General features: G+C 49.8%; 12 protein-coding genes and 1 pseudogene. 5 read left to right on the top strand and 8 right to left on the bottom strand.

Annotated elements, in window-relative coordinates:
- Positions 1-257: 257 nt before the first annotated feature.
- The 4 genes from Q0323_RS06630 to Q0323_RS06615 are packed head-to-tail and all read right to left on the bottom strand — an operon-like array spanning position 258 to position 2,590.
- Positions 258-713: a DIP1984 family protein gene (locus Q0323_RS06630; RefSeq protein WP_298052801.1), complete on the bottom strand. Its 456-nt coding sequence runs from the start codon at positions 711-713 to the stop codon at positions 258-260.
- Between the two features lie 18 nt (positions 714-731).
- A complete protein-coding gene (locus tag Q0323_RS06625; protein WP_298052798.1) occupies positions 732-1,412 on the bottom strand; it encodes a DUF799 domain-containing protein in 681 nt (226 codons plus the stop codon).
- A complete protein-coding gene (locus Q0323_RS06620) occupies positions 1,409-1,903 on the bottom strand; it encodes a DUF4810 domain-containing protein (protein ID WP_298052796.1) in 495 nt (164 codons plus the stop codon). The genes Q0323_RS06625 and Q0323_RS06620 overlap by 4 nt, the downstream gene beginning before the upstream one ends.
- A gap of 9 nt (positions 1,904-1,912) precedes the next feature.
- Positions 1,913-2,590, bottom strand: coding sequence for a CsgG/HfaB family protein (locus tag Q0323_RS06615; RefSeq protein ID WP_005870708.1), 678 nt, complete (start codon positions 2,588-2,590; stop codon positions 1,913-1,915).
- Positions 2,591-2,688: 98 nt separating this feature from the next.
- Here Q0323_RS06615 and Q0323_RS06610 point away from each other — a divergent pair, with 98 nt between their 5' ends.
- On the top strand, positions 2,689-3,369 hold the full coding sequence (locus tag Q0323_RS06610) for a response regulator transcription factor (protein ID WP_298052794.1): 681 nt from the start codon (positions 2,689-2,691) through the stop codon (positions 3,367-3,369).
- Positions 3,366-4,409 (top strand): HAMP domain-containing sensor histidine kinase, encoded by a 1,044-nt coding sequence (locus Q0323_RS06605; protein WP_298052790.1) that lies wholly within the window; start codon positions 3,366-3,368, stop codon positions 4,407-4,409. Before Q0323_RS06610 ends, Q0323_RS06605 begins: the two co-directional genes overlap by 4 nt.
- A 41-nt stretch (positions 4,410-4,450) precedes the next feature.
- On the opposite strand, the gene Q0323_RS06600 is transcribed toward Q0323_RS06605, so the two are convergent.
- Positions 4,451-4,609, bottom strand: a complete 159-nt coding sequence (locus Q0323_RS06600; protein ID WP_297989079.1) for a hypothetical protein — start codon at positions 4,607-4,609, stop codon at positions 4,451-4,453.
- 979 nt (positions 4,610-5,588) lie between these two features.
- Here Q0323_RS06600 and Q0323_RS06595 point away from each other — a divergent pair.
- On the top strand, positions 5,589-6,209 hold the full coding sequence (locus tag Q0323_RS06595; RefSeq protein ID WP_298052787.1) for a hypothetical protein: 621 nt from the start codon (positions 5,589-5,591) through the stop codon (positions 6,207-6,209).
- Positions 6,210-6,270: 61 nt separating this feature from the next.
- Here Q0323_RS06595 and Q0323_RS06590 read toward each other — a convergent pair.
- From Q0323_RS06590 to Q0323_RS06580, 3 genes and pseudogenes are all read right to left on the bottom strand, one after another.
- Positions 6,271-7,010, bottom strand: a pseudogene (locus tag Q0323_RS06590) (sulfite exporter TauE/SafE family protein).
- A gap of 117 nt (positions 7,011-7,127) precedes the next feature.
- Positions 7,128-7,811 carry a hypothetical protein gene (locus Q0323_RS06585; RefSeq protein ID WP_298052785.1) on the bottom strand — a complete coding sequence of 228 codons (684 nt, stop codon included), beginning with the start codon at positions 7,809-7,811 and terminating at the stop codon, positions 7,128-7,130.
- Positions 7,812-8,334: 523 nt separating this feature from the next.
- Complete coding sequence (locus Q0323_RS06580) at positions 8,335-9,759, bottom strand: SPFH domain-containing protein (protein ID WP_298052783.1); 1,425 nt, start codon at positions 9,757-9,759, stop codon at positions 8,335-8,337.
- Between the two features lie 159 nt (positions 9,760-9,918).
- Between Q0323_RS06580 and Q0323_RS06575 the strand changes: the two genes are divergently transcribed.
- A complete protein-coding gene (locus Q0323_RS06575) occupies positions 9,919-10,938 on the top strand; it encodes an ABC transporter substrate-binding protein (RefSeq protein ID WP_298052781.1) in 1,020 nt (339 codons plus the stop codon).
- Positions 10,939-11,452: 514 nt separating this feature from the next.
- Complete coding sequence (locus tag Q0323_RS06570) at positions 11,453-12,016, top strand: isoprenylcysteine carboxylmethyltransferase family protein (protein WP_298052779.1); 564 nt, start codon at positions 11,453-11,455, stop codon at positions 12,014-12,016.
- Positions 12,017-12,283: the final 267 nt, after the last annotated feature.

Genomic DNA, 12,283 nt, shown 5'->3' with positions numbered 1-12,283 from the left:
AAATCAAAATTTCGTTTTAAATTTCCCCGTTCCCGCCCTCGGTATCGCTAGATCAGTACGCGGTAGTTACATTGCGTAGTTACATTGCCCCTGTAAATTTACTGAAAATAAATCGTAAAAGGGATGCGCCCGTTTCCGCGAGCGCTGCCATAAACCTGTTTCACAGGTGAGTTTCGTACTCGCCCCTTGCGATACTTACCCGAAATTTTATTTTTCGCGAAATCCTTTCGAATTTCGCCGCTAAATTTGACGATTTTTTAGTCGATTAGATCGGTCTGCCAGTTCGCGCCTTGCAGCGTCGTGTCAAGCTGCCTGATCTGCTTAGCCAGCTCATCCACCTGCTTTTGCAGCGCCGCGACGTCGACTGTGCTTAAAATTTTAATCTCGCTGCGCGAATATGCATCGATCTTTTGCGCGGCAACTTGCGCGAAAGCCCGCAATGCGCCCGCTTTTAGCGTGAGTACGTCGCGCTTGGCGATTAGCTCGGTTAGGCTCTTGCCGTCCGCTTTTGCGGTGCAGTTGGTTAAATTTATCCGAACGATTAGCCGCTCAAGCTCGCTTGTGAGCGCGTCCAGCTCTGCTAGCAGCGCCTTTGGTTCCTCGCTAGGCTTCTCACCCTCTTGCACCTTCGCGTTGTCCGCGAGCCTTGATTTTAGCTGCTCGATGCGTTTTTGTATGTCGGCGCGCAGTATCAGCGCCTCGGCTAGTTTCATTTTAGTCCTTTTTAAAATTTATTTGCCGCCGCCAAGCTGCCTATCCTGGCCGTAGTGCGGTGAATACGGGCCGTAGAGCAAGCAGTTGTTGCAGTTTTGGCCCAGCAGCATCGCATCTGCGCTCGCAGAGAGCTTGTATCCCGCATCGGAGACGGTATCGCCGATCTGCTTGATGACCGCGGAGATCAGCATGCCTACAAGATCGCTACTGCCTCTGCTTGAGTCGTCACTTACCTGCGCCGAGCCCTCCCAGAGCGTCGCGCCGCTTCGCAGATCCACGAGCTTGGCATTGACCGCCACTACGCTTACGCTATTTAGCAACATGTACGAAGTGCCGTATTTGACGACATCTATGTATAGCACGGCGTCTGCGCCGAAAATTTGCCTTAACTTGTGCGCGAAGACGTTTTGGATCTCGCTCGCTTCGTAAATTCCATTATTTTTGAAGGTCTCATGCACGAGCGCGGGCGAAAATACGTAATAACCCGCCTCGCTTAGCGGATAGATCGCGTTGGCAAGCACGGCAGCGCCTGCATCCACTTCGGTAGTTTCGTTGCTCGGCATCAACACCAAAATCGATCGTGGCTTAGCCTGCTGAAGTGCCGAGTAGTCGTAAATTTCAGGCTCGCTTAGAGCGCACGCATTAAAAAACAGCGCCACGAATACGCTAAAAATCGCTATTTGAGCTTTGTTTTTCATTTTTTAGCCTTTTTATTCGTTTTGCCGCCCTGCTTCGCGGCAGCTTTGCCTTGCTTCGCAGAGGCTGCTTTAGCGGCTTCGCGCCCGCTTGATCCTTGGACTTTATCAGCGCCCGGCTTGGTCGCAGCCTCAGCTTTTTTAAGCGCGGCGGGGTTTGTAACGAAGGTCAAAAACGGCTTTGATTCAGGGAAGGCCTGAGCTTCTTTTTCAAAGTTCTCCCTCGCCCTCGCACCGTTGCCTGCGCTTAGATACAAAAGTCCCAGGTGCGAATAAAGCCCCGGCGGGACTTTGAGTCCTTTTTCGTATGCCTTTTGGATGGATTTTTCAAGCGCTTCGATCTGTTCGCCTACGTCGCCTTCCTGCTTTAGATACTGATAGGTCGAGTCCGTGTAGCTGCCGTCCCAGTAATAAATTTGATTCCGCGTCCCGCCGCCGCAGCCGCAAAAGATCACGGCAGCAGCGGCAAGCGCAAGAGCGCTACCTACTTTCAAATTTAATCCTTATCTCACTTTAAACGCGCCGTTTTCAAGGCCGTTTACGAGATTATTGACCGCTTCGATGATCGCTAGGCTTAGCACCTTGCCGTTTAGCGTCGAATCATAGCCCGCAGTGCCGCCGAAACCTAGCACTTCGCGGTTTGATAGCTCGTATTCGCCTGCGCCCTGAGTCGAAAAGACCACCTCGGACGTTCTAACGTCAACGATGTTTAAATTTACTTTAGAATACGCGGTTTGGGTCTTTCCTTTACCCAAAATTCCAAACAGCTGATGATCTCCAGTCGTCTTGCGACCAAACTCAGTCACGTCGCCGGTGATAACGTATCTGGCGCCTTTTAAGTTTTGTGCGCTTTTAGAGATTGCGCTTTCCTCTTTGATGGCGCGCATATTCGTGCGATCAAGCACCGAGAAACGTCCTGTTTGCTGTAAGCTTGAGATCAAAATTGTCTGCGCTTGGTTGCCCAGTCTGTCCTCACCGTCGGAGAACACGCCGTTGTTATAAGAGGACTGGTTGTTGAAGCGTCCTACCGACACGGCGATTCGCTCGCCCGAGTAGTTGGTGTTTAAACTCGCTACCGTAGGGGTTTGCACTACGCGAGAGCTTTCTTTCGCGCATCCGCTAAATAGCGCCAGCACCGAAGCCGCAATAACGGCAACCGATATGGTTTTTTTGAAATTCATTCTTTACTCCTTGAAAAAATTTACGTATAATATCTCATTGTTTCTTAAAATTTTATGTATAAATTTAAGCGTATAAATTTATCAAACCGGGAGCGATGATGCTTAATATTTTACTAGTCGAAGACGACGAGGCTTTGAGCTCGGCGATAAGGGAAAAGCTGCTTGATGAGGGCTTTAGCGTGGGCTGCGCCTTCGACGGCAAGCAGGCGACAGAGGCGTTAGACGAGGCGCACTTCGATCTGATCATCTCGGACGTGATGATGCCTAAGATGGACGGCTTTGAGCTTAGCAGATACGTTAGGCGCGACGGCAAGAGCCAGCCGATACTGATCATAACGGCAAAAAGCGAGATCGAGGATATGCAGACGGGCTTTAAAAGCGGCGCGGACGATTATATGAGCAAGCCGATAAATTTAAAAGAGCTCGTGCTGCGCGTGCATGCGCTGCTAAGGCGCGCAAAGATCGCGAACGAAAAGCGGCTACTCATCGGCGAAAGCGAGCTTGACTACGATACGCTCAGCGTCCGCACCGAGGGCGAGCGGATAAGCCTAGCGCCGAAGGAATTTCGTCTTTTGTTTCTACTGCTAAGCTACGCGGGCAGAATTTTTACGAGGTTTGAGATAATGAGCGAAATTTGGGGTTACGAAACGGACAGCGACGAGCGCGTCGTCGATACGCACATCAAAAAGCTGCGGGCGAAATTTGAAAACTCCAAGGATTTCGAGATAATCACCGTGCGCGGGCTCGGCTACAAAGCCGTAAAAAAGGAGCGAGCGTGAAAAAATACCTCATCAGCCTCAAAAGCTTCATCGCGTTTTACTCTTCGCTCGCATTCGGCGTGATAAATTTCATCGTCTGCTTTGCGGTTTGCATGCTTTTTTACATAGGCATCGGCGGCAAGATCGGCGGGTTTTGGGACGGAGTGGCGCTGTGCGCGATCATCTGCCTAATCACGATGGCGCTAAATTTTACCCTGCTTTACTTCGGACTTAAAATTTTGTTCCGCCCGATCAAGCGGCTACTAGGCGCGATCACTGCGATCGCAAACGGCGATTTTGAGGCGCGCGCCGAGCGCAAGCTGCACGGACACCGCACTGATTACGTCTATATGGACGAGCTCGTAGTAAACGTCAATAAAATGGCGCAGAAGCTGCAAAAGCACGAGCAGCTACAAAAGGAGTTCGTCTCAAACGTCTCGCACGAGATGAAAACGCCGATCTCCTCAATCGCCGCGTTAAGCGAGATGATAGAGGGCGGCGTGAGCGAGGAGCGCGCGGTGCGATACGCAGCCTCCATCGGCGCAGAAGCAAACCGCCTAAGCAAGCTCTGCACCGATATGCTAAAGCTAACGAGACTTGATAGCGGTGCGGCGGTGCGCCTAGATGAGACGGTACGTATCGACGAGCAGCTGCGGCAATGCATCATATCGCTGAGCCAAAGCTACGAAGGACACGAGTTTGAGCTAGATTTATCGCCGCTTAGCGTGCGATCAAACGCGGGGCTACTAAATCAAATTTGGCGAAATTTAATCGAAAACGCGCTTAAGTACTCGCGCCCGAGCGGTAAAATTTTCATCCGTTGCCGCGCTTGCGATGGCTTTGCGCAGGTGAGCATCAAAGACGAGGGCATCGGTATCGCGCGCGAGAAGCTGGATAAAATTTTTGACCGATTTTATCAGTGCGAGGAATCGCATAAGGAGCTCGGCAGCGGGCTTGGACTTAGCATCGTACGCACGGCGCTTGATCTTTTAGGCGGCCAGATCGAATACGAAAGCGAACCCGGCGTCGGAACCGAGGCGCGCGTTAAAATTCCGCTTTAAATTTCAGATCAAGACGGTGCGGATGATCTGCGTCTTGCAATTCATAACTCGCCGTAAAATTTCGCCCCACAGGCGCAAGCCACGCCGATGCAAGCTTTGACGATACGGGCCCTGACGGCACAATCCTGGCCGATGCAATCTTTGATGATGCAAGCTTTGACGACGTAAAAAAGTGCGGGCGTGTCGCGCGCCGCATTCACATAAAATTCTACTTTAAATTTTATATCGATTTGCAGCGGACGCCTCGTGCGCCGCGACGAGGTCGGAAATCTGCTTTAAATTTACCGCGTGCTACGACTTTGCCGCGCATTACGGCGGGCGGCAGGCTCGCTTAAATTTGCCGCGCCTTAACGTAGGTAGCTGAATTTTGCCTGAAATATGCCGTCGCTCGCTCGCGCTTTGCAACGGACGGAGAAATTTTGTCCTAAATTTCAAAAGACACATTAAGAACACAATCATCTTATATAATCCCGCTCATAGATCGATCGGGCACGCCCCTAGCAGCCCGAGCCGAGCAATAAATAAAGTTAAAAACAAAGGAGAAGCGATGAATACGACCGTACTTCATTCAGTGCTAGCGATAGAGGCCATTTTGTGGGGGCTTTTGTCGGCTGTGATTATAGGTACGTAAAATTTTACGCTTTGAGCTCGGCGATCTGCCGAAATAATTTATAAAATTTACGAAATTTGCGCCCTGCCTCGCATCCGCTGCGAAAAAAGGGCGCACCCTCGCTAACGATAAATCAAAATTTTAATCCACCCGCCGCCTGCTGCGTAAACCTCACTACGCGCAAATCCATACCGTAAGCAAGCCGACCGCACACGAACCTCGCTGTGCGCAAACCCGCCGCCGCGGATAAACCAGCTGCGCAACTAAAAATCGAATAAAATTTTAAATGCTACGAGCGGACGGACGAGCTAGTTGATGCTCCCATTTCATCCGCGCCTTTTGCAATATGTGCTCGCTCGCAAACAGCTTGCGATAGGAAAATGATTTGAACGGCGCAGATTTTAAAATACGCGACCCGCTCCCGGGCGCGCGAATTTATGCTTTTGTCTCTAAGCGATTTTTAAAAGCTCTCGAGCTAAAATTTATCTCGATTTGAGATCAAATTTAAACCAAACGGCGAAGATTTCACGAGAGACGCTGCAAGCGGCGAAATCTCAAAGGAGCCTAGCGTGAAAAGATTGATAAATTTCCTCGGGCACATTTGCACGGACCTGCTTGCAGGCAGAGCGCTACTACATCCGATCCTGCTTACGGCTGCGTTTTTAGCGGCGAAATTCGGCACGCTATATGTCATAGATGAAAAAATTTTAGTAAGCGGCTATGATTTGGGGGTATTTGGAGAATTCGCTTATTACATATTTTTCGATTTTGTCGCAGGTGCCTATTTTATAGCTCTTTGCGCGCATATAATCTATGCTTCGCCCGAAGTCAAATCGCTTAAAATTTTACGTAAAATTTTATTCGCGATAATCTTAGCGTCTTGCGCGCTGGGTTATTTTGCTTCGGACGTAAACTACCAAAAACTAGGCGTCCTTGAAGCCTTTTTGATTGCCTCGCTAATTTGCATTTGCATCTATTTGGTCGCAACCGGAATATCAAACGACCGCTCAAACACGGTATTTTGGGGTTTTGCCTATGTTCTTAACTACATAGGTGCCTTATTTGTAATATTTCATGCACAAGCCGCCGAAGTCGTAGCCGTCATTTTAATAATCCTCTGTCCGCTTGCGTGGACGTTTTATTTCAAATACGAATTTCAAAAATCGCTCGCGCAAACGGACGGAGTTTAAATTTTAAAATTTAAAGCACTCTTTAGGCCGAATTTAGGCGTGGCAGGCAAAACGAATATCCCTAGTTTAGGGCGATAAATTTTTTGATCGTCACGCAAAGTATCGTGACGATAAGTGCGATCATCCAGCGCTTTTGAGCTTTTTTGCCGATCCTGTGCGAGGTTTTGACGCCCGCATAAACGCCCGCTAGCGAGCCGACGCCGAGTAACGCGCCGATTTCGTAGTACACGAGCCCGTGTGCGGCAAGACTAATAAAGCCCGCGCTTGAGGAAAATATCACGAAAACAGCCCCGTGCTGACGGCCTTTTTGATGTCGTAGTTTAAAAAACTGATCAAAATAGGCATCACAAATACCGCGCCGCCGATACCCACGCTGATCGCCACGGCGCCGACGAACAGCCCCACGATAAAGAGCAAAATTTTAGATTCGTTGGCCTCACTCGCGGGCTCGGTCGGGGTTTTAAAGAGTTTGATTAAATTTACGATCTGCACCAAAATAAGCGTGCCCAGAAGGAATTTTGACGAAAAATAGCTTACGATAAAGCCGCTGCTAAGCGCGCCGCAAAAGCCCCCGAGCCCCAGCACCAGCGCGGGCGCGACGTCTAGCATTTTGCTTTTAAAATTTACGAACGAACCGAAGATCGAGCTAAAGATCATCTGCATGATGCTAATGCCGATGGCGTATTTGACATCGTAGCCGAAGAGCATCATCACGGGCACCACGACCGTGCCGCCGCCGATGCCGAAAAATCCGCTGATAAAGCCTACGCAGGCGCCGATTAAAATGTATTCAAAAAACATCCGTATTCCTTATTTCAGCCCCTTTGATCTCTCTGAATTCCGCTTTTTGCGGCTTGTTTTAAATTTTACCGTTTTGCAAGCCTTGAATTTGAGCGCGAAATTTAGCAAATTTAAGCCTTATAGCCGTTTTGCTTCACACATCCATTCGCGGTATTGCTCGCGCGAAATTTTTACTTTTTCATATCGCAAGGCGTCCGCGCGAAAGCATTTTAGGCTAAGTTCATTACCCTCAAAGCCCGCAAAATCAGCCTGCTCGTAGATGTCGTAGCCGCCCTGCATGCAGTCTAAAACATCGACATATCTCTGCTCTTCGCTCATCGGCTCGGCAAAGCTTACCAAATGCACGTCGTTTGGAGCACCCCAGTAGCAGCCGTCTACGGCCAGCGCGTCCCAACCCCGCAGATAGTGCACGCCGTCCCAAATGAAGCTCTCCTTGCCGTCTAGCCAGGCGTCCGGCACGAAGCGCATGATCTGCGCTGAGGCTAGATCAAGCACGCTGTAGCCGTATAGATCCTGGCGAAAAACGAGGTAAAATTTGCCGTCTGCGTGGCGGATCAGGCTAAAAAATTCCGCCCGATCGTCTATACAGCGCCAGCTTTTTATCTGCGTTTTGTGAGTATCAAACAGCGCGTATTCGCCGCTGCTAAAGCTTGTCGCGCCGAGCCTATATGCGTCCTTTACGATCTCATATCCGCCGCTTAAATTTATCGTTTGGCGCCGGGTAAAATTTCGCCCCTCGAAAAGAGTTTCCGCCTGCCTGATGCGCGCTTGGTACTGCGCGGAATTTACGGCATTTGCCATCGTGCGCTCCTTAAAATTTTATGCGGGCGGTTAAATTTTACGCTGCCGCCAACGGCTCGCACTTCTTAAATTTCATCCGAACCGAATAAATTAAGCCTCGCATGGCGGCAAAATTTGACCGCTAGACGGCAAAGCTCAAACATTTGGCGGCAAACCTACAACTACTAGGTGCAATTCGCGTGAACGCTATGCACCCGCGCCTAAATTTTAAATCTTGCTTTGCGAATTTTTTAAAATTTACCCGCAGTTTTGGCGCCCTGCGAATACTTGCGATACAGCGCCGCCTTTAAATGCTAGCGCACAAGGGCCTGAAATTTTACGATATTTAAAATTCCGCGACATTTTAAAATTTCACGAAAATCCGAAATTCCGCGAGTATTTGAAATTTCGCAACCTTTAAATTTCGCTAGCGCCTTAAATTTTATCCAATGCAGACAGACAAACCGCACAGACGAGCGGACCGCTCAAATTTGTTCGCCCGCGCGGTGCCGCTAGCGATTTTACTCGCCCGAGACTGCGAATATTACTCGGATTTATCCCCCTCCTTGGCGCCTGAAATTTTATCCAGCACCTTTTTGCCGACCTCGCTTTGATTTAGCGCTTCAAGCATCGCGGCTAGCTGCGTGCCGCCCTTGGCGCTTAAAATTTCGCCGAATTTACTCATCCCCTCGCCCACGCCGCCTTCGTTTGCGATGATCTTAAGATCCGCCGCGCTTAGCGCCTTGGCCTGCTCTAGGCCGATGTCGCGGTTCGCTTCGATCTGTTTGATCGAAATGAGATAGGTCTGATAGCCCTGATTTTCGCCGATCTCGCGCGCGAGCTCGATCTGTGCGTTTACCGGCGCGAGCTCTTTTAACCTAAGCGCCTCGGCTTCGGCAGAGCCTATCTTTAGCGTACCCTGCGCTTCTTTGTCCTTCATCTCCAAAAGCGCCGCGGCGGCGAGAAACTGCTTCTCTTTATCGCCCTGCGCTACTAAAATTTGATTTTCTTTAATCGCTTCGGCGTCGCGGATCTTGGCGTTTTTGCGCGCCTCGGCGTCGATCTCGATCTTGCGCTGCTCCTGCTCGGCCTTTACGATCTCTACTTGCTTTTTGATCTCGGCCTGCTTGACGTCGTTTACCCGCACGACCTCCATCGCCTTTTCCTGCGTGATCTTTTGCTGATCCTTGATGAGCTGCTCGGCCTGCTCCTTTGAGATCGCGACCTCTCGCTCGTTTTCGACGGTTTTAAGGCCTACCATCTTATTGGCCTCCTGCTGGCGTACTTCGGTCGCCTGCGCGGCTTCGATCTCCGCGATCTGGGCGAGCTTGGTGTTGTTTGCGACCTCTACGCGGCTTTCCTTTTCGATCTGGGATTTTTTCTTCTCCATGATATTTAAGATAACCTTGCTGCCGCTGCTATCTCGGATATCCATCAACTCGATATTTTTGACGGGCTCGATACCCCAGTTTTGCAGCTGCGTCTTTACCGCCTTGGTAAAATCATCTCCGAGCTCGGAGCGGATCTGCAAGATGTCCTCAAGCACGCGGCTTGAAAGGATCGAGCGGATCGAGCCTTGAATGATATTTCTAAGCTGATTGTTAAGATCCTCAAAATTATTGACGCGTTGCGCGGCTAAATTTGAATCCATAATCCTAAAAAACGCCGTTATATCGACTACGAAAGGAAGTCTGCCTAAATCATACGCCTCATAATCCTCGATCTTGATACTAAAAACAGAGACCGGCAAAACGATCTTCGTAACGCCCAGCACCGGCACCCAGCTCGGGAATTCATAGTAGCTATTGCCGTTACCGGTATCTTTGCCGTAGCTCGTCGTCTTGCGTGCACTCTGGACGATATGCACTTCATTCGTCTCCACTATGCGCCTGAAAAACAGCGGCACGATGATAAAAAGCGCGATTAAAACCCCGACGGCGGCGCCTATTAAATATAAAATTTCATCCATTTTCTCTCCTTTAAAAATGCTAAATTTAAAATGGATTATATAAAAATTTACTTTGAAAAATAATAAATAATCGCGGCGACAGCGGTTAAAATTTACGCAATTTTAATGAGGTTTTTTGTAATATCGCGACATATATTTCAATACCGTTTAGGAGAAAAAATGAAAAAATTTTTACTACTGCTTTTGGCGGGTGCGCTTTTTGCGAGCACGGCAGAGCTTAGAACTATCAAGGGTATGGACGGAGCTGAGGTCAAAATCCCCGCAAAAGTTGAGCGTATCGCGGCACTCTGGCACTCGAACAATCAAATTTTACTAGCTCTGGGCGGAGCGGATAAAATCGTCGCTACTACCGATAACATCAGCAAAAACTCGTGGTTTCGTAAAATTTATCCACGCCTAGCGCAAATCCCCGTGCTGCTAAAAAATAATGACGTAAATTTAGAGGAGCTGATGAAGCTAAACCCCGACGTAGTCATCGTCTCAACTGCATTGGCAGGCGAAAATTTAGCTAAGCAAGGCTTTACCGTTTTAAAGGCGAGCTTTAGCGATTACGAGCAGATGAGGCGCAGCATCAGGATGTGCGGCGATATGCTAGGCGGCGATGCGCCGCAAAGAGCGAAGGATCTGATCTCAAATCTCGATAAAAATATCGCTTTAGTTAGCGGCCGCACCGCAAATTTAAGCCCCGATAAGCGCCCGCGCGTCCTTCACATCGTAGGCGGAAGCGATCTTTTAAAGATCGACGGTAAGGGCACGCTGATCGACTCGTGGATAGAGCTAGCCGGCGGAACGAATGCTATCACCGCTACCAAAGGTCCGATGAAGACTATCACAGCCGAGGAGATCATCGCTAGCAACCCGCAGATCATAATCGTAGGCGGCGATCACAACGAAGATGTGGTAGAAAAAATCAAATCTAGCCCGGTTTACAGCGGCACGGATGCGGTCAAAAACGGACGCGTTTACGGCAATCCGCGCGGGGTTTTCAACTGGGATCGATACGGCGCGGATGCGGTACTTCAAATTTTATGGGCGGCGAAAACCATCCAGCCGGAGCTTTTTGCCGACATCGACGTAAAGGCCGAAACGAAGGCGTTTTATAAAAAATTTATGAATTACGAGCTAAGCGATACGGAATTTGGCTATATTTTAAAAGGACTTAACCCGGAGGGTAAATAAGGCGCGGCGCCGAAGCAACGGCGTCAGCGCTGCACCTAGCAGGAAGCATCCGTGCCGAATGTCTCATCATGTAGTAGGTGGCAACACATCGGCGCGGGATGTTTCATCGTGCAGCGGTACATCGGCGCCGAGCAAACCGCCCGCCCTATCTCGGCACCGGATAGACAAATCGTCTAGTCATACGGGCCAGCGGGCATCGTCGTATCGTCGAAACAAGCGCCGCTGTCTCGCATTTTGGTGCGTTGAAGTGCGGATGTCGCCCGCATAAAATGCAGATCCAATCGGTGCTTGGCGAGTCGATACCTAAATGACGGCGTCGCTGCCGCATGGTCCCAACCGAAGCAGCATCCCCAACCCGCGGCGTGCCAAGCAAACATATCCGCGGTATGTCAAACGGGCGGTGCGAGGCGAAGTAAAATTTAAATCCGCGGCGAGTAGAAAAGGGCAAAGCAACGGTAAGTAAACAAGGGCAAAACAAGACTGCAAGATAAAATTTAAAGCCAAAGGGGCGGTCATGGAAATTTCATTTTTTACGATGCTTGAGCCTGCTCTAGCGGGCGCTTGGATACCCTCATTTGCGATGGTACTGATACAATTTGCGTATATGTTTATCTACAAGGAGGTCGGCAAGCGCGCCACCGATACCTCGTGGTACGACGCCGCAGATAGGCGAAATGCGATCATAAGCGCCCTACTGCAAGTAGCGCTGCTTATTTTATCGGTGTTCGTGCCGCTTAAGACGGGTAGCGCGTGGTTTTGGATCGGAGCGGTGATCTACGTAGCGGCTTTTGCGGGCTTCATCAAAGCTTTTTACGACTATGCGGCGGCCCCTGCGGACAGAGCCGCACAAGGCGGCATCTACCGCCTATCGCGCAATCCGATGTATTTCTTTTATTTTCTCGGCATGGCGGGCGTTTGCGTCGCCTCGGCGTCGCTGTGGCTACTCATAGCGATAGTGCCCTTTGCCATATACAACCATCTCGTGGTCCTGGGCGAGGAGCGCTACTGCGAGCGAGCCTACGGACAGCAGTATCTAAAGTATAAGCGCAAGACGCCGAGATATTTTTTGTTCTTTTAAGGGGAGCGGCGCGCGATTGAGCTTTAAAACAGGAGCGTAAATTTGGATAGCGCTTTAAAATTTTAACCAGACTTGCGGGCTAATTTTAAAATTTCGCCCGAAATTTTAAGGACTTGCGAGATATAGGCTTAAATTTAGACTAAATTTAAGCCCGAAATTTCAAATTTGCTCGCCGCCTAGGCTAAATTTAAAATGGCGCAGCACATAAAACGCCATTTTAAATTTGCGCCTGCGTGCACCGCAGCATCGTCAAGCGCGCGACTCCAC

It is taken from the genome of uncultured Campylobacter sp. (assembly GCF_938030145.1).
In the GTDB taxonomy this organism is placed as follows: Bacteria; Campylobacterota; Campylobacteria; order Campylobacterales; family Campylobacteraceae; genus Campylobacter_B.
Note: the sequence above shows the minus strand (reverse complement) of the source record. Positions and strands in the feature narration are given on the sequence as shown.

Excerpts from the sequence above, each read along its gene's own strand:
- Q0323_RS06575 (WP_298052781.1), top strand. The coding sequence starts at position 9,919 with ATGAAAAAATTTTTACTACTGCTTTTGGCGGGTGCGCTTTTTGCGAGC.
- Q0323_RS06625 (WP_298052798.1), bottom strand. The coding sequence starts at position 1,412 with ATGAAAAACAAAGCTCAAATAGCGATTTTTAGCGTATTCGTGGCGCTG.
- Q0323_RS06585 (WP_298052785.1), bottom strand. The coding sequence starts at position 7,811 with ATGGCAAATGCCGTAAATTCCGCGCAGTACCAAGCGCGCATCAGGCAG.
- Q0323_RS06615 (WP_005870708.1), bottom strand. The coding sequence starts at position 2,590 with ATGAATTTCAAAAAAACCATATCGGTTGCCGTTATTGCGGCTTCGGTG.
- Q0323_RS06630 (WP_298052801.1), bottom strand. The coding sequence starts at position 713 with ATGAAACTAGCCGAGGCGCTGATACTGCGCGCCGACATACAAAAACGC.
- Q0323_RS06570 (WP_298052779.1), top strand. The coding sequence starts at position 11,453 with ATGGAAATTTCATTTTTTACGATGCTTGAGCCTGCTCTAGCGGGCGCT.
- Q0323_RS06610 (WP_298052794.1), top strand. The coding sequence starts at position 2,689 with ATGCTTAATATTTTACTAGTCGAAGACGACGAGGCTTTGAGCTCGGCG.
- Q0323_RS06580 (WP_298052783.1), bottom strand. The coding sequence starts at position 9,759 with ATGGATGAAATTTTATATTTAATAGGCGCCGCCGTCGGGGTTTTAATC.